This window comes from Lentzea albidocapillata, from assembly GCF_000719115.1.
GTDB classification, from domain to species: Bacteria; Actinomycetota; Actinomycetes; order Mycobacteriales; family Pseudonocardiaceae; genus Lentzea; species Lentzea albidocapillata.
Window position 1 is genome coordinate 78,545 of record NZ_JOEA01000003.1, and the last position, 20,969, is coordinate 99,513.

Annotated in this window: 22 protein-coding genes and 1 tRNA gene; 13 read left to right on the top strand and 10 right to left on the bottom strand. The window is 66.7% G+C overall.

What is annotated here, in order from left to right; genetic code table 11:
• Window positions 1-160: 160 nt before the first annotated feature.
• Entirely contained in the window at window positions 161-652 is a 492-nt protein-coding gene (locus IG04_RS46265; RefSeq protein WP_144065261.1) for a hypothetical protein, read from the bottom strand.
• Window positions 653-754: 102 nt separating this feature from the next.
• Window positions 755-1,657, bottom strand: coding sequence for a Scr1 family TA system antitoxin-like transcriptional regulator (locus IG04_RS0103895; protein ID WP_030475118.1), 903 nt, complete (start codon window positions 1,655-1,657; stop codon window positions 755-757).
• A gap of 201 nt (window positions 1,658-1,858) precedes the next feature.
• On the opposite strand from IG04_RS0103895, the gene IG04_RS0103900 reads away from it, so the two are divergent.
• Window positions 1,859-3,418 (top strand): transcriptional regulator, encoded by a 1,560-nt coding sequence (locus IG04_RS0103900; RefSeq protein ID WP_144065260.1) that lies wholly within the window; start codon window positions 1,859-1,861, stop codon window positions 3,416-3,418.
• Here the strand turns inward: IG04_RS0103900 and IG04_RS0103905 are convergent, their stop codons facing one another.
• From IG04_RS0103905 to IG04_RS0103915, 3 genes are all read right to left on the bottom strand, one after another.
• Window positions 3,419-3,781: a hypothetical protein gene (locus IG04_RS0103905; RefSeq protein ID WP_030475120.1), complete on the bottom strand. Its 363-nt coding sequence runs from the start codon at window positions 3,779-3,781 to the stop codon at window positions 3,419-3,421.
• Window positions 3,766-5,328, bottom strand: coding sequence for a hypothetical protein (locus IG04_RS0103910; protein WP_030475121.1), 1,563 nt, complete (start codon window positions 5,326-5,328; stop codon window positions 3,766-3,768). The genes IG04_RS0103905 and IG04_RS0103910 overlap by 16 nt, the downstream gene beginning before the upstream one ends.
• A gap of 135 nt (window positions 5,329-5,463) precedes the next feature.
• Window positions 5,464-5,868, bottom strand: a complete 405-nt coding sequence (locus IG04_RS0103915; RefSeq protein WP_030475122.1) for a helix-turn-helix domain-containing protein — start codon at window positions 5,866-5,868, stop codon at window positions 5,464-5,466.
• 166 nt (window positions 5,869-6,034) lie between these two features.
• Between IG04_RS0103915 and IG04_RS0103920 the strand changes: the two genes are divergently transcribed.
• From IG04_RS0103920 to IG04_RS44935, 6 genes are all read left to right on the top strand, one after another.
• Complete coding sequence (locus IG04_RS0103920; protein ID WP_030475123.1) at window positions 6,035-6,232, top strand: MerR family transcriptional regulator; 198 nt, start codon at window positions 6,035-6,037, stop codon at window positions 6,230-6,232.
• A complete protein-coding gene (locus IG04_RS0103925) occupies window positions 6,225-6,563 on the top strand; it encodes a WhiB family transcriptional regulator (RefSeq protein ID WP_030475124.1) in 339 nt (112 codons plus the stop codon). The genes IG04_RS0103920 and IG04_RS0103925 overlap by 8 nt, the downstream gene beginning before the upstream one ends.
• Window positions 6,560-6,892, top strand: coding sequence for a hypothetical protein (locus IG04_RS0103930; RefSeq protein ID WP_030475125.1), 333 nt, complete (start codon window positions 6,560-6,562; stop codon window positions 6,890-6,892). The genes IG04_RS0103925 and IG04_RS0103930 overlap by 4 nt, the downstream gene beginning before the upstream one ends.
• Window positions 6,889-7,530, top strand: coding sequence for a hypothetical protein (locus IG04_RS0103935; RefSeq protein ID WP_030475126.1), 642 nt, complete (start codon window positions 6,889-6,891; stop codon window positions 7,528-7,530). Before IG04_RS0103930 ends, IG04_RS0103935 begins: the two co-directional genes overlap by 4 nt.
• On the top strand, window positions 7,527-9,650 hold the full coding sequence (locus tag IG04_RS0103940; RefSeq protein WP_036013629.1) for an FtsK/SpoIIIE domain-containing protein: 2,124 nt from the start codon (window positions 7,527-7,529) through the stop codon (window positions 9,648-9,650). Before IG04_RS0103935 ends, IG04_RS0103940 begins: the two co-directional genes overlap by 4 nt.
• A 150-nt stretch (window positions 9,651-9,800) precedes the next feature.
• Window positions 9,801-11,564: a recombinase family protein gene (locus IG04_RS44935; RefSeq protein ID WP_030475128.1), complete on the top strand. Its 1,764-nt coding sequence runs from the start codon at window positions 9,801-9,803 to the stop codon at window positions 11,562-11,564.
• Here IG04_RS44935 and IG04_RS0103950 read toward each other — a convergent pair.
• From IG04_RS0103950 to IG04_RS0103975, 5 genes are all read right to left on the bottom strand, one after another.
• Window positions 11,546-11,628: transfer RNA gene (locus IG04_RS0103950), tRNA-Leu, on the bottom strand. The genes IG04_RS44935 and IG04_RS0103950 overlap by 19 nt on opposite strands.
• Before the next feature lie 454 nt (window positions 11,629-12,082).
• Window positions 12,083-12,688, bottom strand: coding sequence for a response regulator transcription factor (locus tag IG04_RS0103960; RefSeq protein ID WP_030475129.1), 606 nt, complete (start codon window positions 12,686-12,688; stop codon window positions 12,083-12,085).
• Window positions 12,685-13,827 carry a sensor histidine kinase gene (locus tag IG04_RS47595; RefSeq protein ID WP_051768952.1) on the bottom strand — a complete coding sequence of 381 codons (1,143 nt, stop codon included), beginning with the start codon at window positions 13,825-13,827 and terminating at the stop codon, window positions 12,685-12,687. The genes IG04_RS0103960 and IG04_RS47595 overlap by 4 nt, the downstream gene beginning before the upstream one ends.
• Entirely contained in the window at window positions 13,824-14,531 is a 708-nt protein-coding gene (locus tag IG04_RS0103970) for an ABC transporter permease (protein ID WP_030475131.1), read from the bottom strand. Before IG04_RS0103970 ends, IG04_RS47595 begins: the two co-directional genes overlap by 4 nt.
• The gene (locus IG04_RS0103975) at window positions 14,528-15,412 is read right to left on the bottom strand and encodes an ABC transporter ATP-binding protein (protein ID WP_030475132.1); all 885 of its coding nucleotides are present in this window, start codon (window positions 15,410-15,412) and stop codon (window positions 14,528-14,530) included. Before IG04_RS0103975 ends, IG04_RS0103970 begins: the two co-directional genes overlap by 4 nt.
• A gap of 110 nt (window positions 15,413-15,522) precedes the next feature.
• On the opposite strand from IG04_RS0103975, the gene IG04_RS43700 reads away from it, so the two are divergent.
• From IG04_RS43700 to IG04_RS0104005, 6 genes are all read left to right on the top strand, one after another.
• Window positions 15,523-16,089, top strand: a complete 567-nt coding sequence (locus tag IG04_RS43700; RefSeq protein ID WP_084401009.1) for a TetR/AcrR family transcriptional regulator — start codon at window positions 15,523-15,525, stop codon at window positions 16,087-16,089.
• The gene (locus IG04_RS0103985; RefSeq protein ID WP_030475134.1) at window positions 16,086-16,748 is read left to right on the top strand and encodes a GAP family protein; all 663 of its coding nucleotides are present in this window, start codon (window positions 16,086-16,088) and stop codon (window positions 16,746-16,748) included. Before IG04_RS43700 ends, IG04_RS0103985 begins: the two co-directional genes overlap by 4 nt.
• A 58-nt stretch (window positions 16,749-16,806) precedes the next feature.
• Window positions 16,807-17,964 (top strand): PucR family transcriptional regulator, encoded by a 1,158-nt coding sequence (locus tag IG04_RS0103990; RefSeq protein WP_036013638.1) that lies wholly within the window; start codon window positions 16,807-16,809, stop codon window positions 17,962-17,964.
• A 143-nt stretch (window positions 17,965-18,107) separates the two neighbouring features.
• Window positions 18,108-18,701, top strand: coding sequence for a DUF6801 domain-containing protein (locus IG04_RS0103995; protein WP_030475136.1), 594 nt, complete (start codon window positions 18,108-18,110; stop codon window positions 18,699-18,701).
• 26 nt (window positions 18,702-18,727) lie between these two features.
• Window positions 18,728-19,618, top strand: coding sequence for a glutaminase (locus IG04_RS0104000; protein ID WP_030475137.1), 891 nt, complete (start codon window positions 18,728-18,730; stop codon window positions 19,616-19,618).
• A gap of 19 nt (window positions 19,619-19,637) precedes the next feature.
• A complete protein-coding gene (locus tag IG04_RS0104005; protein WP_030475138.1) occupies window positions 19,638-20,963 on the top strand; it encodes a M20/M25/M40 family metallo-hydrolase in 1,326 nt (441 codons plus the stop codon).
• The last annotated feature ends 6 nt before the right edge of the window (window positions 20,964-20,969 follow it).

The following is a 20,969-nucleotide window of genomic DNA, read 5'->3' on the forward strand; positions in this document are numbered from 1 at the left end:
CGTGTAGGTCCGATGGGGAAGCTATCGCGTGCGGCCGGAGTGGGAGTCAATGTCGTCCCGCAGGATCTAGTGAATGGAGGAGTCTTGGTGTCGCAGTACGGGCTTGGGCTCCTTCATTAATCGACGTTGTGACTAATGTACGGCGGCGATCGTATAGTGCTCAAAGCGCGGCAGCCGCCCGCCAGTCGATCTGTGCACGGGCGTACTTCTCGGCGGCAGAGTTCAGCTGAAATAAGTACCTTGGTATTCCCGGATCTCTCCCGTCAGGCAACTTGCGCAGGACATAACCGGCCTCGTAGAGCTGCATGACGTGCTTTCGAACCGTTGTCTCGTTGCCGCCAGGAATCTTGTTCGTCAGCTCGCGCACGGTGAACGATGTTGCCGGTGCGCCACATAGGATACTTAGAATTGCGTGGTACCGATCGTTGATGTGCAACGGAGTCACGGCTGGTTGCTCATCACGTTGGTTCTCTTTGAGAAACTCGCGAACAGCGTCCTTCGCCGCCGGTTCGAGGCGCCAACGGTCGTTACTCTGAGGGTGATCCCTGGCCACGAACTCAACTGCGCCGATCCGTCGAAGTGCTCGCAGCGCATACGCGATGGATCCTGGGTTTCGAGACGGCCCGCCCCTTGCGGCTTCTGCGGCGATCAAGGAGTCTGGCGCCACCTCTTGGAGTCGGTGCAGGATGTACCGCTTGAGGGCGAGTCCTTGAGGGTTCAGGCCGTATAGGGCGGAAAGAACTCGGTAATTCATCTAGGACGCCCTTACCCTGGCTCGGTCGGACGGATCGAACGTCAGCGAACTCGCTATCTCGGCTATCAACTCGACGGACTGGGATGGGTCGAGAGCGGTTCGTTGCAGCGCTTTAAAACCCTGCTGTATCAACCGGCACACAGTCGGATCTTCGACGTACTGGCAGTTGCTTGCGTCCTCTACGTACACGACGTCGTTGTGTTGCCGGTGGGGGAAACCGAGGTGGACGTATGAACTTTCCTGCTGAGTATCGAGGTGGGACTCATGCGCGAGAACCTGGACCGTGAAGCGCTCAAGCTCCGAAAGTTGTACAAGCTGTACGAGTGCGGCGTTCGTGGTGTCTGGATCACCAGCGACACGCCGTAAGGCGTCCTTGGTGAGCAGTACTTCGACCGCGCGCTGACTCTTCGGTGCGCTAAGGCGCTCTATCCAGCTTTCGTGCACCTCTGCTCGTCGTGCTGCATCGTCGGCGGCGTAGGTCGGGCGACCCATCTCCCGAGCCGCAAGACGGTACCCAGGTGTTTGGAGGCAGCGTGGGATGATGTCTGCGCCGAACACGCGGAGGGTCGCAGCTTCGAGGTAGACCTCGTCGACATCCTCGGCTGCGTTGAGGGTGAGGCTGTTTGTGGGAGTGCTCGGAATGGCGCGCTTGGAGGATGGGGGTTCAGCGCGTCTCACCTCTTGCTTCCATACATCGTTGGGCACCCCGTACACGTGGCCCAGCACCATGATGTCCAGCGGGTCCAATGGCTGAACCGCATTCTCGATCATGCTGAGCTTGGCGCTTGAAAACCTGGCTTTCGCGCTGGCTTCCGCAAGGCTCAAGCCGAGGTTGTCCCGCCATCTGCGCAGAACTCGCCCAACGGACCGCTCTGCCATCGAGGCGCGAAAGTCGTTCTTCACCGGTGGGCCTCAGATCCTTGGTGAGGTGGATGTCCGGCGGCGCTGAGGCGGACGGGAGGCGTCCACGCCGCCGGACGGCTCGGGGGACCGCCATGAGGCTGTCCGTGTCAAACTGAAATCAACGTCTCATCAGCACTTGGTCAGCGGAACGACCTGGCGGCGACATGAAGGCGACATGGGTGACTTGGGAGGTGGCGCGACGTGCGGGCGTTCCGGACGGTCCTGGAGCAGAAGATCCGGGAGCGGCGTCAGACACTCCAGGAGTTCGTCGAGTTTGCCGAGGTCTTCGCGCGCGAGCACAACGAGGCGGGAACGATCGGCGTGCGGCATCTTCAGCGGCTTATCGCTGGTCGGAAGCCCTCTGGTGAGCCACTAGGGCCGACCGTTCAGCCGGCGACCGCGCGTCTGCTGGAACGGATCTTCGATGTCCGCATTGACGACCTGTTGTCAGAGCCGAGACCACCTGAGGTCGTCGAGCGGCAACGGCCGGAGCGGGACACGGTCGAGTTGGCCGCCGCGCTCGACTGGCTCGACGAGCGGGCAGGGTGGCAGTCCGGAACAAGCCGATCGAAGGTACGGGCACGGCTTGCGGAACTCGACCTGGGGCACTTGCTGGACGCGGGTGCTAGGCGAACCAAGGTCGGGCGGACGGCCCTCGCTCGCGCGCTTGTCGACTACTACGGCGAGCGCGGCATGTACCGAGGCGTCTACGCGGACGCTGAGATCTTGACCAGTGTCGTCACCCGTGCCGACTGGCTCGACTTGGCGTGCCCGCTCGACGGTACGCAGGATCGACTGACGCTCGCTGATGAGAACGGCGGTCGTGCTCCGCTTGACGACGTCGAAGCATCAGCGGCAGTGTCACGTCTTGCCGAGTCCGTCGCGCTCGGCGTCCGGTTCACCAACCTGCCGCTCTACCGACTGCGGAGCGTCGACCTCGGCCTCCAGAGGGTCTGTGGACGCGTCAGCGTCGTGCCCTTCGTCGAGTACGCGCTGACTGCTGATCTACTCGAACGAGAGCTGACCGATGCGGTTTCGGTCGGAAGTCTCGCTCTGCGAACTCCCTTGCGAGACAAGCGTTTGCCGAGTCTTGAATCGGTACATGACCTGTCGGGCCGTATGTGTGCGGGCGGAGTTCTGGCGCTGTGTGCGATCGCTCGGCCGCATGATCAAGTCCGCGGTTCCGCAGACTATGCCCTGCTGGTGCAGGAGCGGTCCGGCCAAGTGCTGAACGCGGCCGGACGGCTCGCGGTGATCCCAAAAGGTTTCCACCAGCCACTGACCGACGTGCGAGCCGAGGCGGCAGTGGGGGCCACGCTCCGGCGAGAGTTGGAAGAGGAGTTGTTCGGCCGCCCTGACGTCGATGCGACCGCTGGCAATGCGCGCTCGGCGGCCCCGATGCATCCGGGCCGTTGGTCGGAGCCGATGAAGTGGCTCGCCGAGGAACCAGCGCGGTTGCGCATGGAGTGCACAGGTTTCGGGCTGAACCTCGTCAGCGGGAATTACGAGTTCGCAAGCCTCGTCGTGATCGAGGACGGGGAGTTCTGGCGCCGATTCGGCGGGCAGGTCGAGGCGAACTGGGAGGCGGCCGGACTGCGGCTGTACTCCAGTCTCGACGGCGACCTGGTGAGCGAGCTGATCATGCAGGAGACCTGGAGCAACGAGGGACTGTTCGCGTTGCTCCAGGGTCTGCGTCGGCTGAGCGAGGTCGGCGGCGACCGCGTCAGCCTGCCGCCGGTCGAATGGCGGCTTGGCGGCTGATCAGGTCTGGGACGGCCAGCGGACCGTCATGACCACCGAGTCCTCGACTGCTTCCCATGAGTGGTCGATGCCGGGACCCCACATCACGTAGTCACCCTGGCGCGTCATCCTCGCGCTTCCCTCGGTGAGGTCAACGCGGAAGTTCCCTTGTACCAACAAAACCAGGGTCGTTCGCTGGTCGTCTGAAGTCCACTCGACACGCTTGTCTCCGGCGGGGTGATTGAACCACTTCACCTCGACGTCCTTCGACGACCGCACACCCTCTGATGGGTCGATGAAGTGTCCGACTAGCCAGCCGCGCGTGGCGCTTCCGTCCTCCGCAGCGTTGCCCTGGCTCCAGTTCGCGGTCACCGTATCTCCCATTCGATCGTTGGCATGTTCACGCGGCTGCTACCGCCGATCTCTTTGAGTCGGCGAAGCCCTTGCAGGAGCGCGAACAGGCCCTCGTTGCTCCACGCCGTGTCGGCCGCGAGCTCCTCGACGAGCTCGGCATCGGCACTGGAGTACTGGCGAAGATTCGCCGTCTCCCAGTTGGCCTCGATCTGCCCGCCGTAGCGCTGCCAGAACTCCTCGTCTTCAACGACGATCAGACTCGGGAACTCGAAGTTCCCGCTGACGAGGTTCAGCCCGAAGCCGGTGCATTCCATCCGCAGACGGCCCGGTTCGCCGAGGAGCCAGCGCATCGGTTCGGAAAGGCGGCTCGGGTGCATCGGATCGGCACTGCGTTGGTCGCCCACCGTGTTGTCGATGTCGTGGCGGCCGAACAGCTCCTCTTCCATCTCGCGTCGAAGCGTCGCGCCCACCTGAGCATCGGCCCGGAAGTCCACCAGCGGCTGGTGAAAGCCCTTCGGGATCACGGCAAGCCGACGCGCGGCGTTGATGACGTGACCTGAGCGCTCCTGCACCAGAAGAACGTAGTCTGCCGGGCCTCGGAACGGGTCGGCTGGTCGAGCGAACGCGCACAGCGCGAGCGTGCCGCCTGCGGTGAGGCGTCCGCCGACGTCCAGCACGGTGTCGAGGTCCGGCAGGTAGCGGTCACGAAGTGGAAGCTCGCCCGCTTGCACGCCGCCGGCCAGCGCGTCGACCAGCTCACCTTCCAGGAGATCCATCGTCACGATGTACTCGACGAACGACGAGATCCCGACCGTGCCGCCGAGCGACTCCCTGCGCATGTCGACGCCGAGCAGGCGATACAGCGGCATGTTGACGAAGCGGATGCCGAGCGCGAGCGACTCGGCCAGACGCTGAGCGGCCTGGTCGAACGCCTCCTCGTCGAGGGACACCGGCGCGGCACCAGCCGCACGCATCAGCTTGAGACGGTCATGAGTCGCGATCAGCGGACAGTCGAGGTCGAGCCAGTCGGAGCGCGTGAAGACGCTCGTGTCGGCCTCGACGTCACCGAACCGGGCGGCATATCGGCCGTAGCCGCCGGAACCACGGCCGTAGTAGTCCGCGAGAGCCTGCGCGACCTTGCGCTGATCGACGCGACCGCGACGACTTCCCCTGTCCTGCAAGGAATTCACGTCAACCTGCGCGAGCCGTGACGCGACCGCGCGGCGAGCGGTTCCGGGCTCGCGCGTGCCGCGCTCGTCGAGCCAGTCGAGCGCGGCGACGATGTTCGGATCGGCCGCGAGTCGCTGTTCGGCGTCAGCCGCCGCATCGGTCGTGGCGCGCGGTGCACCCGCGCGTGCCTCGGCGAAGCGCGCCTTTACCTCGTCGGACGCTCGATCGAGCGCCGTGTCCAAGGCCTGCTGCAACTCTGACTTAGGTCGTGAGCTGGGCTTTTTGTGCCAGTTGCCCACCGTGCGCCAGTGAACGCCGAGGTGTGCGGCGAACGCTTCCTGACTGAGGCGTAGCGCGTCCTGCAACACGCACGCGTCGGCCCCGGTCCAGCCGTTCGGCAACGTCATCTCGTCGCTACCCCCGAAGCGCGATATGTAGGGAACTTGTCGTGGTTGTGTATGGGTCTTGCGTGGGCTCCGGCGCGTTTTCGCAGTGGAATTAGTGCCATGGAAAACAGCAGCTCCACCAGGACAAACAGCGAACTACCGGCGGCCGCGGACGTGCTTCGCGACTTCCGCGAGTTGGCCCATTACGGAAGCAACGTCGGATTTGAGAGCGTCAAGCCGATCGGTGATGTCTTCGAGTCGCTCTTCGACCCGGTCCATTCGAGTCCACAGGGTGTCGGCAAGGTCCACCACGGGGTCGCCGACCTCGGGAGGCGTGCGCCCCCGCAACACGGCGTCCAGGTGCAGCGGGTGCCAGCCCAGCGCTGTGGACAGGGATTCCAGGGTTCGAGGGCTCCGCCGGCGCTCCACGAGGTTGTGCTGAATCTCGCGGACGATCGCGAGCGATACGTGCGACCGCTCGGCGAGTTCCTTCTGTCGCAATCCCAGCTCGTCCACCCGCTGGTTGATCGCCTTGGCGACTGCCGCCCAATCCTCCGACACGTATTCCTCCGCGCTCCGCCTCGGCGCTGAGATTAGTCACTGTTCCGAGCGCTGCGGCGTGACACGGCGTTCCACGCGCCGTTTGCGACCTCCCATGTCCTCATGAGTGCTGAAATCAGCACAAAAGAAACTGAAATCATCATTATTCACAGAAAGGCTATTCCTCATGAGTACTTCTCTGTCTTCCTCCGCTCACACCATCCGCGAGACCGCGTGGCTCCTCGGCGTCGACCGGTCCGAGGTCTGCCGCGCCATCCGACTCGGCAAGCTGCACGCCGAACGTCGGCGCGGCCAGACCGTCATCCCCGTGAGCGCGCTCCTGCCGCTGCTCGCCAACGCCGGTCCGGGGGTGCTCCGTGACTGACGACCGACTGATCGGCATCGCGTGGTCACTCGACCGCCTGCGTTGGGTGCCGACCGACCAGCTCGCCGAGCTGGTCGAGCGTGACGGACTGTGCATGTGGGCGTTCACGAACGAACCGCCCGACGCTGGCGAAGAACTGACCAATCACGAACTCGCCGCGCGCACCTGTGCCGGGTGCCCCGTCCAAGACGAGTGCCTGGAATTGGAGCTGCGCACGGCCGGTGAGAACACCACCGGTGTATGGGGTGCGCTCACCGACGACGACCGGCGCGAGCTGTACCCGCACTGGCTCCGACGCGGTGAACGCTTCGAGAGGGGGCCGCGTTCATGAACGCTCTCACTCTCACCCCGACTCAGATCATGGCCGCTGTAGGCGCGCTGCTGGTCCTGGTGCTCGTGTGGCGTACGGCGTCCCGTCGTGCGAAAGCTGCGGCGAGCGCGGCACGCACGGGAGCGCGGTTCGCCTCGCTCGCCGGGCGCGTGCTGTTCAACGCCGCGCTGATCGTCGTGGCGCAGTGGATCGTGATCACCCAACAGGGAAGCGGCTGGCTGCTCGTCGCGGTGCTCGCCGTGCCCGCGCTGTTCGCGTCGTACACGCTGACCAAGGCATTGACCGTGACGACGTACGAGCCTCGTCGCCGAGGCGGTGAACGGCGATGAGCGAGCCGATCGAGCGCGTAGCGGTACAGGTCGATCGGTTGTGCTGGACCGGCATTCTGCTCGGACTGGCGTTCACGATGACCAACGTTCAGCAGTTCGCGGCGGCCGGTTCTCCGGTGTGGTCGCTCGCCTGGTGCGCGGCATGGCTGCTCGACCCGATGGTGTCGCTGGTGCTGCTGGCGATCCTTCGAGCCGAGCAGGTCACGGCCCGGCATGGCGTCCGCATGGGCGGTTGGGTGCGGGCGGCGAAGTGGTTCACGCTCGGCGCGACGTACGTCATGAACACCTGGAGTGCGTACGCGGCCGGATCGGCCGCGCTGGTGGTGCTGCACTCGGTTCCGCCGCTCGTGGTGTTCGTCGCCGCCGAGGCGGTGACCGACCTTCGGGACAAGCTCGGCTCGGCGGTCGCCGCGTACGCAGCGGTGCAGGCGGAACCGCAGGCTTCACCGAGTTCTCGGCGAGAGGCGCCGAAGCGCGCGAATCCGAGGACGTCGTTTGACGACTACCTCACGGTTGCCAGGGCGGCCCGAACGCCGGACGTGATGGTCACGCCTGCGTGGGTGCGCGAGGTGACGGCGTGCTCGCGCGGTCTGTCCTCACGGTTGGCTGCGGCGCTGAACGCCGAGGTGCAGCCATGAACGGCGAAGTGGTTCCGGCGGGGCCGGTGTTCGAGGGTGAACTCGTCGACGAACAGCAGGACGCGATCCAGCCGCCACCTAGTCACCGGCTCGCCGGCTGGTGGCTGCGATCGCGCTTCGTTCCGGCGGCGTTGAAGTCGCGGCAGGCAGTCGCCTACGCCGCGAAAGACGGGCTTGAGTGGTTGGTTCGGTCGCCGTTCCGCCTTGTCCGGGCTGTGTGTCGCGGCCTGGTGGTCGCGGTGCGTGGCTGGCGGCGATGGGTGCGAGTGCGCGACTACCGCGAGGCGGCTGAGCAGTCGGAGAAGCTCGCGGACAAGTTCGCGGAGATCCGTGCACTGACGTTGTTCCGATGGAAGGTGACCGGCGCTGTATCTGTCGTTTTCGTTGTCTCCCTTGCGATCCTCGATCTCGTTTACGGGCACCGAGTGTTGTGGATCGCTGGCGTTGTCGGCTCGGCGGCGTTGGCGATCCTCGGCAGGCAGAAGGACGGGAACCCTGGACGAAAGGCTGCTCTCGCCGGGCCACGCTCGCTCGCGTGGACGATGGACCCACAGATCTTGGTGGACGCGTTCCGTGACGCAAAGCTGATCGGCAAGGACGAGAGTCTGCGGCTCGTCGAGCGAGCGAAGCACCAGGGCGGGGGATGGGCGGTCACCGTCGATCTCCCCGCCACCCGCAAGGCCGCTGATGTCGTGAAGCATCGGGAAGACCTGGCGTCGGCTCTGGCGGTCGATGAGATCCAACTCAGTGTCGAGCGGGTGCGAGGCAACGGCGGACATGCCGGACGTGTCGCGATGTGGGTTGCCGATGAGGATCCGTACGCCAAGCCGCCGACCCGCACGCCGTTGCTGGCGGTTGAGCGTTGGGACGCGTGGCGGCCGGTGCCGTTCGGCACCGACGCACGCGGCAGGCGGATCACGCTGCCGCTGGTATGGACGTCACTTCTGATCGGCGCGCTTCCCAGACAGGGCAAGACAATGGCCGAACGACTGGCGGCCGCGGGCTTGATCTTGGACCCGCACGTCCGGCTGTACGTAGCCGACTTCAAGAACGGCAAGGACTGGAAGGCCGCCGAGAAGGTCGCCCACCGGTTCATGTCGGGAGACGACGCCGAGCACGTTCTCGCGTTCTTGGACTGGCTCGTCGAACTAATCGCCGACGTTCAGAACCGCTACCGGCGGATGCAGGATCTCGACGACATGACGTGCCCCGAGTCGAAGGTGACGCCGGACATGTCTCGCGACCAATCGTTGGGGATGCCGATCACGGCACTGATCGTGGACGAGGTCCACATTGCACTGGAGGACCGTACTCCCGTTGAGGTGCAAGGGAAGAAGCTCACGGCAGGGGAGTACATCGGGGAGCTGCTGGCGTGGTTGGCCAAGAAAGCTCCTGCCGCCGGCGTCATCCTCGTTCTGGCGACGCAGCGGCCGGACAGCAAGACCATTCCGACCAGGCTGCGCGCTGTGCTCGGCTCTCGCTTCGCCTTGCGGGTCATGGACTTCCGCGACAGCAACATCATCCTCGGCGAGCAGATGAACACACGCGGATACGACAGCAGCCGACTGCTCCCGTCCCATCGGGGCGTGGGCATCCTGCGACCGGACGGTGAGACCCAAGCCGGTGCTGACGTACTCGCGCTGACCGTGCGGACCTATTACATGCCCAACGAGGACTGGCGCGAGATCTGCGAGCGCGGCCGTGCCCTGCGCGAGACGGAAGGGACGCTGAGCGGACACGCGGCAGGGAAGGACGTTCCGCCGATGCTCGACCGCTCGGCGGCTGCCAAGGCAATCGGAACCGGCACCGTGGCGAGCCTGGCCGAGATCGAGCTACCCGAGCCGTTGGCGTCAGTCGTCGACTACCTCGGCGACGACGTGAACACGCGGGACTTCGTACCGACTGCGGAGCTTGCCGAGGCGCTCGAAGTCGAGGTGACCGCGCTCGGCGTCGACATGGGCGAGCTGGGTTGTCGGCCGACACGCCAGTACGTCCCGACTGATGAGGGCACCCGGCGTGTGCGCGGCTACCTGACAGCCGACCTGCGCACGGCGGTCGAGCGCATCGCGGCCGATGATGAAATCGGCACTTCGAGCGAAGCTGACGGGACCCGGCAGTGATCGCCGACGAGCCGCCTCGCGGCGAACTCAAGTTCAACCCACCTGCTGAACTACCTGTCCTCACCAGGGAGGTAAGTCGCATACTGCTAGAAGTACTGATCAGGGTCACTGAGGTCGAGGCACCGGACGGGCCTCGGGAAGGGAGGTCAGATGACTGTTGAAATCAGTCAGGACCCGTGGGCGGCGTTCGACGGCCTGCTCGGCGTCGAGGTCGTCGAGACGATCGGCGATGGGATCGGATCGCTCGCGTTCCTCGGTCGGTGTTCGACCGAGGACAACCAAGATCCGGAGACGTCGCGAGGCTGGCAGTACGGCAACGCCCACAAGTTCGTCGAGCCGTTGGGCGGTGTCATCGTCGAGGAGTTCTTCGACATCGGTCAGTCGCGCTCGGTGCCGTGGGAGCGACGGCCGGAAGCCTCACGCCTATTGGCAGCGCTCAAGGACAAGGGCCGAGGATGGAACGCGGTTGTGGTCGGTGAAGGGACGCGATGCTGGTTCGGAAACCAGTTCTCGTTGATCGCACCGAAGTTCGCCGCCTACGGCGTGGATTTGTGGGTGCCGGAACTCGGCGGCAAGTTCGACTCGCGGAACCCGTCCCACAAAATGCTGATGAGTGTGCTCGGCGGCATGAGCGAGTCTGAGCGCCAGCACGTGCAGGCACGCGTCCGGGCGGCGATGGACGCTCAGGTCGTGAACGAGGGACGGCATCAGGGCGGACGCGCACCGTACGGGTACACGGTCGTCGACGCCGGACCGCACCCGAACCCGAGGAAGGCGGCGGAGGGCTATCGACTGCGCGTGCTGGCGATCGACGAGCCGAGCGCGGTCGTCGTGCGGCGGATCTTCGCCGAGTACCTGACCGGTGAGATGGGAGACCGGGCGATCGCGAACGGCCTCAACCGTGACGGGATTCCGTGTCCGTCAGCTCGGCGGCCGGACCAGAACCGGCATCGGCTCGCCGATGGATGGCAGGGCGGCACGGTCCGAGCCATTCTGGAGAACCCGCGCTACACGGGCTTTGCGTTCTTCGGGCGCTGGACGCGCCAAGAGATGCTGCTCGACCCGGAGGACGTGAGCGCCGGTCACGTAGTGCGGTTCCGCAAGGCTGCTCCTGATCGTGTGGTCCGTTCTCGCAAGAAGGCCCATCCGCACGTGATCGAAGTCGAGGATTTCGTTCAAGCGCAGTTGCTTCGTCGGTCGCGCGCGGCTGGTGGATTCTCGGCCGGAAAGAAGCTGGTGCGGGGGCCGAAGCGGACCAAGCGGGTGTATCCGCTTCGGGGACGGGTGAAGTGTGGCTATTGCACTCGCCGGATGGAGGGCACGCCGCGCGGTCCGAGGACCTACTACCGCTGTGCGCTTCGGACGATGGTCCCCGGTTCGCCTGCGTTGAAGGGGCACCCGACGAACGTGTACCTGCCCGAGGCTGCGGCTATGGAGCACTTCAACAAGTGGATTGATCACCTCTTCGATCCGATGAACGTCGACAAAACGGTCTCGGCTCTCGTCGCGTCCCAAGAGAACGGCGGGACTGGCGCGTCCGACCATGCAGCCGCGAGGAAACGTCTCACCGATGCGGAAGCGAAGCTGCGCCGGTTCCAGGACGCCATTGCTGCGGGAATCGACCCGTCTGCTCTCGTCGAGGCGATGAACGAGGCGCAGGAGAAGCGCGCGGCGGCTCAAGCCGAGCTGAACGGGGTACCGAAACGCGTCGGGCGAAGCGCCGCAGAGATCCACGCCATGGTTGATTCGCTCGGCGACGTGAAGAAGGTAATCAGGCAGGCGGACCCCGCCGAGCTGCAAAGACTGTACGAAGCGCTGAACGTGGAGATCGTGTACAACGCAACGGGCCGGATGCTCGATGCGAGCATCCGGCCCGTTGGTAGGGATAAAACCAGTGTCCGAGGGGGGACTTGAACCCCCACCCCCTTTCGGGGACTAGCACCTCAAGCTAGCGCGTCTGCCATTCCGCCACCCGGACGTATTTCGTTGTGCCCCGGCTCGCACCGTGGTGTGCATAGGTTACATGATCGTCAGCGCGCGCCAAAATCGGGGGGACGCGCTTGTGTCTGTGCTGGTCGGCGGTCTGCGGGTTAGGTCGGTGGGTGGTTGAGGTTGCTGGGTGGTTGCTTGACTCCGACCGCGCCTTGCGGTGGCAGGTCGAGCGGGATCTGGTGGGGGTCCTGAGGCTGTTTGGGGTGCTGCTCGGGCTTGGGTGAGCGGTTCGGGGCTCGATTGGTGTGGGTACAGCGTGCTCAACGCCTTGGGCTACTTCCGGGCGGCCGGGAAGAAGGATCCCTGAGGGCGTCCAAGATTGTTCGTGTTGCCCGGCAGGAGGATGGGACCTGGTTGCAGGGTGGGCGGGGTGGTTTGAGATCGATGTTGAGAGGCGAAGTGGGCTCACGCGCGATGAGGGTTCTTCGGTGGTGGGAGGGTTAGATCCAGCCTTTTGCCCTGGCGAAGCGGGCTGCTTCGTGGCGGTTCGAGGCGCCGGTTTTGCCCACGGCTGAGGAGAGGTAGTTGCGGACTGTGCCTGGGGAGAGGGAGGCGCGGCGGGCTATTTCCTCGATCGGGGCGCCTTCGAGTGCCAGTTCCAGGACGTCTGCTTCTCGTGGGGTCAGGGGGCTGTCGCCGGCGCTGATGGCCTCGGCGGCGAGGGCCGGGTCTACGTAGCGGCCGCCTGTGTGGACGGTTCTGACGACTGTGGCCAGGACGTCCGAGGAGACGGTTTTCGGGAGGAAGCCTCGTACTCCTGCTGCCAGTGCGCGTTTCAGGTGTCCTGGGCGGCCGTGGCTGGTGACGATCATGGTGGAGCACGTGGGTAGTTCGAGTGCGAGAGATTGGGCTACCGCTACGCCGTCGAGGTCTGGCATTTGCAGGTCGATGACGGCTACGTCGGGGCGGACCACTCGGGCGGTGGCTATGGCTTCGGCGCCGGTGGCGGCTTGGGCTACTACCTCCAGGTCGTCTTCCAGTGACAGCAAGGCCGCCATGGCGCCTCGGATCAGGTGTTCGTCGTCTGCCAGGAGGATGCGGATCACGGGAGCTCCACGGTGAGGACGAAGCGGTTGGGGGCTTCCGGGGTGGCGGTTACGGAGCCGCCCAGGGCCGCTACGCGTTCGTGCAGGCCCGTCAGGCCGCTGCCGAAGCGGAACGCGTCTAGTGAGACGCCGTCGTTCGTCATCGTGAGGACCTTGCCGCGCAACGTGATCGTGCACGTTGTGGCTTCGCTGTGGCGCAGGACGTTGGTCACGCCTTCGCGGACCGCCCAGCCGAGGGCGCCGGCCGGTTCGCCGTCGAACGTCACGTCGCCGATCACGCGGCAGTCGATGCCTGCGGAGGCGAGTAGTGAGCGGGCGCCCGCCAGTTCCACGGAGAGGTCGGCGGTGCGGTAGCCGCTGACCACGGCGCGGAGTTCGTCCAGGGAGTCCTGGGCGATCTGGCGGACCTCCAGCATCTCGTCCACGGCTGCCGGGGAACGGCCGCGGCGGGCCAGTTGGGCCGCCAGGTCGGCCTTCAGGGCCACGGCGGAGAGGTTGCGGCCCACCACGTCGTGCAGGTCGCGGGCGAAGCGGAGGCGTTCTTCGGCCACGGCCAGGTTCGCGCGGACGTCTCGGGAGCGGTCGAGCTCCCAGACGATGGCGAGCATCCAGAGGGTCGAGCGGAACGCGACCACCAGGAACTGCAGCATGATGCTGATGAACAGGGCGTGGCCTGGTGGCGCGGTGAGCAGCATCCAGACGCCGCCCACGGCGGCCGCCAGCACGACGTAGCGCGGGCGGAGCACGGCGGACAGGGTGGTGATCGCCAGGATCAGGAAGATCACCGAGATGCCGTCGCCCGGGCTGTCGGGCTTGCCGGGCAACGGATCCGGGTACGTCAGTTCGCCGGCGGCCAGCACCGCGCAGGTGGCGATCAGGTAGGCCGTCAGCAGGGTGCGCGGGAACGGGCCCCGGCCGAGGTGGTACTCGATGCCGAGGTGAGCCAGGCGGAAGCTCAGGACCACGTAGGTCAGCACCACCGCGACGAGCACGAGCAGGGCGGCGTTGCTGATCTCCGGGGCCAGGCCGATGAGCAGCAACGGCGGCAGGAACACGTAACTGACGTAGAACGTGTAGCGGACGAACAGGTCGAACCGCGCCGCGCTGCCACGCGACCGCCACCAGCCGAGCAAGTTCACCTCCGGGGATCCCACCTGAACCACCGCTGCACAGCGTAGGTCCCCAGGACGATCCACACCGCCAGGACGATCAACGGCTGCAGCACGGGTCCGTCGGCCCACCCGGCGCGCAGCAGTTCGAGCACCGGCGTCAGCGGCAGGTACTTCAGTACGGAGGCGATCGGGTCGGGCAGCACCGAGAGCGGGAACATCAGGCCGGAGCCGAACAGGCACGCCATCAGCACCGGCAACGACGTCACCTGCGCCATCTCCACGGTCCGGGTGAACGCCGAGGACGCTGCCGCCAGCAGCACGAACACCGCGACGCCGCCGAGCACGCCGAGCAGCAGGAACCACGGCCGCGCCGGCAGCGCCACGCCGGTGATCACCCCGACGACCACGGTGTACAGCACCATCTGCCCCAAGGCGACCACGACGGACGGCAGGGCGGCGCCGGCCAGGATCTCCGGATCGGTCAGCTCACCGACGCGCAGCCGCTTGAGCACCAGCTCCTCACGCCGCGCGACGAACGTGGTCACGAGGTTGTAGTACACCGCCATCAGCAGTGCGAACCCGACCAGCCCGACGACCAGGGGCACGCCGTCGGCGTCCACCGAGTACAGCACCGGCGCGAGCAACAACGGCAGCAGCAACGAGTTGAACAGCGCGGTCCGGTTGCGCCAGAACAACTTCAGCTCGGCCTGTCCCACAGCCACGGCCCTCATGCCGCCTCCTCCGCGATCGCCAGGAACGCCTCTTCGAGCGACGCCGACCGGGCGTCCAAACCGGACAGTTCGACGTTGTTGTGCTGAGCCCACACCAGCAGTTCGTGCAGGGTGGACTGCAGTTCGTTGGTCCGTACGGTCACGCGCCCCGACGACTCCGCATCGGCGACGACGGGCAGTGCGATCCCCGGCGGCGGCACGAACGAGATGCGTGACGGGTACGCGTCCACCACCTCGGACACCGTTCCCTGCGCCACGATCCGGCCGCGGTGCATGATCGCCAGCCGGTCGGCCAGCGCCTGCGCCTCCTCCAGGTAATGCGTGGTCAGCAGCACGGTCACGCCCTCGCGCAACAGGGCGCGAATGAGCTCCCACGTGTTGCGCCGGCTCTCCGGGTCGAGTCCGGTGGTCGGCTCGTCGAGGAACAACACCTCCGGCTTTCCCAGCAACGCCAGGGCCAGGTCCAGCCGCCGCCGCTCACCACCGGACAACTGCTTCACCCGCACCGACGCCCGATGGGCCAGGTCGACGAGGGACAACGCCTCGTCGACGGGCCGCGGCGACGTCAGCGTCCCCGCCCACATCCGCGCCGCCTCGCTCACGGTCAGGTCGGGCGGGAAACCGCCTTCCTGCAGCATCACGCCCATCCGCGGCCGGACGACCTTGCGCTCGGCGAACGGGTCGTGGCCCAGCACGCGCACGGACCCCTCGGCCGGGCGTGAGAGCCCTTCCACGACCTCCACCGTCGATGTCTTCCCCGCACCGTTCGTGCCGAGCAGGGCGAACATCTCGCCCCGCTCCACGTCAAATGACACGCCCCGGACAGCCTCGAAACCTCCGCTGTACCGGCGAGTCAGCCCCCGCACCTCGATCGCTGTCATGAGTAAACGATCTCCGGGGAAACGGTGCATCGGCAGTGCCGTCACACACCAGTTCCCCATGACAGATGTCATAGTTGCCAAGATCAGATTAAGGTCGTAATCTGACGACCGTGCCAAAATACGCGGATCCCGTCGAACGGCGTCAGCAGGTGGTGGCCGCCCTCTACCGGGTGGTCGACGCCGAGGGGCTGGACGCGGCGAGCCTGCCCAGGATCGCCCGGGAGCTGAACGCCACCACGGGCCTGCTGCAGAAGTACTTCCGCAGCAAGGACGAGCTGCTGCTGTTCGCGCAGGACCAGCTCACCGAGGAACTCACGGCGAGCGTGCGGACGGTCCTGGGGCAAGAGGGGAGCCTCCAGGAACGGCTGCACAAGGCGTTGTGCGCCATTGCGCTCCTGGACGACGCGGCGCGCGCACGGGTGTGGCTCGCGTTCGCGGCTCGTGCGGCGGCCAATCCCGTGTTGCTGCAACGGCATGTGGAGGGTGCGCGGGAGATCAGGGATCTGTGCCGGCACGTGCTGGAGGCCGCGGGTCTGGACGGCGGGGAGGCCGTCGGGCTCGCGGCTCTGCTCGACGGGGTGACGGCGCAACGCGCGCTGGAACCGGAAGTGATGACAGGGGAGGTGGCGGAGCGGGTGATCGCCCGCCACCTCGAACGACTGTGGGGGAGCACATGACACTGGGACTGGTGGCGGCGCTGGCGGGACTGGCGCTGCTCGACTCGACGAGCATCGGGACGTTGTTCATCCCGATCTGGCTGATGCTCACGCCGGGGCGGCTGAAGCTGAGCAGGTTCGCCGTCTACCTCGGCACGATCACGGTCTTCTACTTCGTGGTCGGCGTGCTGATCGTGCTCGGCGCCTCGCAGGTGATCGGTCACCTCGACAGCCAGGTGGCGATCTGGATCCAACTGGTGATCGGCGTGTTCCTGTTCGCGGTCAGCTTCCGCTTCGACAGCAAGAAGAAGCTGGACACCGGCAAGTGGCAGAACCGCGCCAACGGGTCCGTGGCGGCGCTCGCAGGCGTCGCGGTGCTGGCGGGTGTGGTCGAGCTCGCGACGATGCTGCCCTACCTGGGTGCGATCGGGATGATGAGCGCCGCCGACCTGAACGCGGGCCAGATCGGGCTGCTCCTAGCCGGATACTGCCTGGTCATGATCGTGCCCGCGCTCCTGCTGCTGGGCGGCAGGCTGGCGCTCCGGGCGAGGATCGAGCCGTTCCTGACCAGGATCAGCACCTGGTTCGCGGAAAAGGGGGCGGGCGCGACGGGCTGGATTCTCGGTATCGCCGGGTTTCTGGTCGCCCGCGATGCTGTCGCCCGGCTGTTCTTCCTGTGAACCATTTGGTCCAGTTGGCTGAACGACCCGGTTCCGTTTTACTCCTACACTCGCCTGCGTGACTGGGCTGGACGATCCGCGCAGATCGGTCCCGCGTGAACTGGCGCCGTTGCTCCGAATGGAAGTCGCGCCCGTTTCGGTGAGTATTTTCGAGGCGATCGAGAAATCGATTCCGGAATACAGCACGTTCCGGGGCAACGTGGTCGACGGAATCCGGCAGGCGCTGGTGAAGTTCGTCGACCGCATTGCCGCGCCCGATGCCGAGCCCGATCCGCACGACGACATCCACCGCAAGCTCGGCGCGTGGGAGTTCAAGTCCGGGCGCAGCCTCGACAGCCTGCAGGCCGCCTACCGGATCGGCGCGCGGGTGGCGTGGCGGCACGTCTGCGGGTTCGCCGAACGGCGTGAGCTGTCGCTGCGGCTCATGTCGGTGCTGGGCGAGGCGATGTTCGCCCACGTCGACGAGCTGGTGAGCCTGTCGGTCGAGGGGTACGCGGCCGCGCAGGCGAGTGCCGCGGGCACGCTGGAACGCAAGCGGCGCAAGCTGATGGAGCTGCTCGTCGCCGACTCCGCCGGCAACTGGCAGGTGGTGCTGGACGCGGCGCGGGCGGCGGCCTGGCCGATGCCGGACCGGCTGGTGGCGGTGGCGCTCGAGCCGTCCGCCGCGCCCGCGGACGACCTGCCGGCCGACGTCCTGGTCAACTTCGAGGACGCCACGCCGTACCTGCTGGTGCCGAACCCGGCCGCGGTGACGCGCTGGCTCCGCGGGGCCCTGCCGGGATGGCGGGCGGCGGTCGGTCTGCCGGTGGCTCCTCAGGATGTGCGCAGGTCACTGGCCTGCGCACGCCGGGTCCTCGCCCTCTCCAGGAAGAAGGTGCTGCCGGACCGGCCGGTCCTCGACTGCGCCGACCACATCGTCGAACTGACCGTGCTCGCGGACGAGTTCCTGGCCCGGCAGCTCGCCGAACGGGCGCTGGCGCCGCTCGTCCCGCTCACCGATCTGCAACGCACCAAGCTCGCCGAGACGCTGCTGGTGTGGCTGTCGGCGCGGGGCGGGGCGCCCGAGGTCGCCGCCCGGCTGAAGGTGCATCCGCAGACCGTGCGCTACCGCGTCAACCAGTTGGACGAACTCTTCGGCGACCGAATGCACGACGCGGAGGAGCGGTTCAACCTCGAACTGGCCCTGCGCGCGCACTATTTGTTGCTGCGCGACTGACAAATCACCGGAAGCAATTTCGCACGCGGATGACAAAAGCGGGTTTTTGCTTGCCTCCCGGAATGCGGCGCGGTTACTTTACTGGCGAGTAAAGCAACACCGCCTTCTTGCAGTTCAATGACGTTCTCAGGAGGTCCCTGCAGATGAAGACCGGACTTTTCACGCGCGCAGCCGCAGTTCTGATGGTCGCCGGAGCGCTGAGCGTGGCGACGGCCGGCACGAGTTCCGCCGCGACCGCCGAGCTGAGCCTCACCTACTCGTGCCAGTTCTCGGTCGCGGGCACGCACGACGTGCCGACCGTGGTCAGTTCACCGGACATGCCGGACTCGGCCGCCGTCGGGGTGCCGACCGCGCCGGCGTCGGCGACGGTGACGTCCACCGTGTCCGACGACGTCCGCAACACGCTGTGGTGGATCGGTGGCCGTTCCGTCGATGGCACGCTCACCACGAACATCGCCGTGGACAACGCCGGCAGCGTCCAGAACCTGTCGTCGACACTGACCATCCCGAACACGCCGGTTCCCTCGTCCGGCACGTTCCAGGTCGTCGCCAGCGGCACCCTGCCCGCGCTGACGCTGGCCAACGCCGGCACGACGTCGATCAACCTCGGCAACGCGGACCTGGCGCTGACGCCGCGCTACGAGAACGGCGACCCCACCTGGATCGGCGTCGTCCACGTCCCCTGCACCGTCGTCGCGGGCCAGCCCACCAAGTTCTACGAGTTCCAGGTGGCGTGACGCCCGGCCCGTGATGGGATGAGGGCATGGAGCTACAGCAGTTGGTGGACCGGATCGCCTCAGAGGTCACGCCAGGTGGCGCCGTAGCCGACTACATCCCGGCACTGGCCAGGATCGACCCGCACGCCTTCGGCCTCGCCGTCGCCACCCTGGACGGCGAGGTCTTCGGCGCGGGGCAGTACGACAGGCCGTTCTCGATCCAGAGCATCTCCAAGGTGTTCATGCTGGCTCTGGCCCTCGCCGAGAACGACGACGTGTGGACCCGCGTCGGCCGCGAGCCGTCCGGGTCACCGTTCAACTCGCTGGTCCAGCTGGAGACCGAGCAGGGCATCCCGCGCAACCCGTTCATCAACGCGGGCGCGGTCGTCGTCACCGACCACCTGGGCCTCGGCGCCGCGGACCGGCTGCTCGAGTTCCTGCGGCAGGAGAGCGGCAACCCGGCGCTGGGCGTCGACCCCGAGGTCGCCAAGTCCGAGCTGGACCACAGCGATCGCAACCGCGCGCTCGCGCACTTCATGGCCTCCTACGGCAACATGCGCAACCCTGTCGACGTGGTGCTGCATGAGTACGTGCGGCAGTGTTCGATCGCGATGAGCTGCGCTGATCTTGCCCGCGCCACGCTCTTCCTCGCCCGCCACGGCGTCCGCAACGACGGCACCAGGCTGCTCGGCGTCAGCGGCGCCAAGCGCGTCAACGCCGTGATGCTCACGTGCGGCACCTACGACGCCGCCGGCCAGTTCGCCTACCGCGTCGGCCTGCCCGGCAAGAGCGGTGTCGGCGGCGGGATCATCGCCGTCGTCCCCGGGAAGTGCGCGATCTGCGTCTGGAGTCCAGCATTGGACGCACGCGGCAACTCCGTCGCGGGTCTCGACGCGCTGGACCGTTTCACCACTCTCACGGGCTGGTCTGTGTTCTGACGGGTGGTAGGAAGACGGGGTGAGCACAACGGGGAACGCACTGGCACTGGCGGAAGACGAGGTCGTGACCCTCGTCAGTGAGCTGATCAGGATCGACACGACGAACACGGGTGATCCCGCGACGGTCGTGGGGGAGCGCAAGGCCGCCGAGTGGGTGGCCGAGAAGCTGTCCGAGGTCGGCTACGAGACGACCTATGTGGAGTCGGGCGCCAAGGGCCGCGGCAACGTCGTCGCGCGCCTTCAGGGTGCCGACCCGAGCCGTGGGGCGCTTCTCGTGCACGGTCACCTCGACGTGGTGCCCGCCGACGCCTCGGAGTGGTCGGTGCACCCGTTCTCCGGCGCCGTGCAGGACGGGTACGTGTGGGGCCGCGGCGCGGTCGACATGAAGGACATGGTCGGCATGACGCTGGCCCTGGCCCGGCACTTCAAGCGTGAGAACGTCGTGCCGCCGCGCGACATCGTGTTCGCGTTCCTCGCCGACGAGGAGGCGGGCGGCCTCTACGGCGCGAAGTGGCTGGTGGAGAACCGGCCCGAGCTGTTCGAGGGCGTCACCGAGGCGATCAGCGAGGTGGGCGGCTTCTCGATCACGCTCAAGGACGACGTCCGCGCGTACCTCGTCGAGACCGCGGAGAAGGGCATCCGCTGGCTCAAGCTGCGCGTCAAGGGCACCGCCGGGCACGGCAGCATGATCCACCGCGACAACGCCGTGGCGAAGCTCGCCGCCGCCGTCACCAAGCTCGACCAGCACCAGTGGCCGCTGATCATCCGCCCGTCCGTGCGCGAGTTCCTCGACGGCGTCACCGAGATCACCGGCCTCGACTTCCCCGAGGACGACATCGAGGGCTCGATCGGCAAGCTCGGCGCGCTGTCGCGGATGATCGGCGCGACGCTGCGCGACACGGCGAACCCGACGATGCTCTCCGCCGGGTACAAGGCGAACGTCATCCCGTCGACCGCCGAGGCCACTGTGGACTGCCGGATCCTGCCGGGCCGCGAGGAGGCGTTCGACCGCGAGCTCGCCGAACTCCTCGGCCCGGACGTGGAACGCGAGTGGATCGGCCTGCCGCCGGTCGAGACGACGTTCGACGGCGCCCTGGTCGACGCGATGACGGCGTCGATCATCGCCGAGGACCCCGGTGCCCGCGTGCTGCCCTACATGCTCTCCGGCGGCACGGACGCGAAGTCGTTCCAGACGCTCGGCATCCGCAACTTCGGCTTCGCGCCGCTGAAGCTGCCCGCCGACCTCGACTTCTCCGGGCTCTTCCACGGCGTGGACGAGCGCGTGCCGGTGGACGCCCTGAAGTTCGGCGTCCGGGTTCTCGACCGATTCCTGCGGAACAGCTGAGGAGGC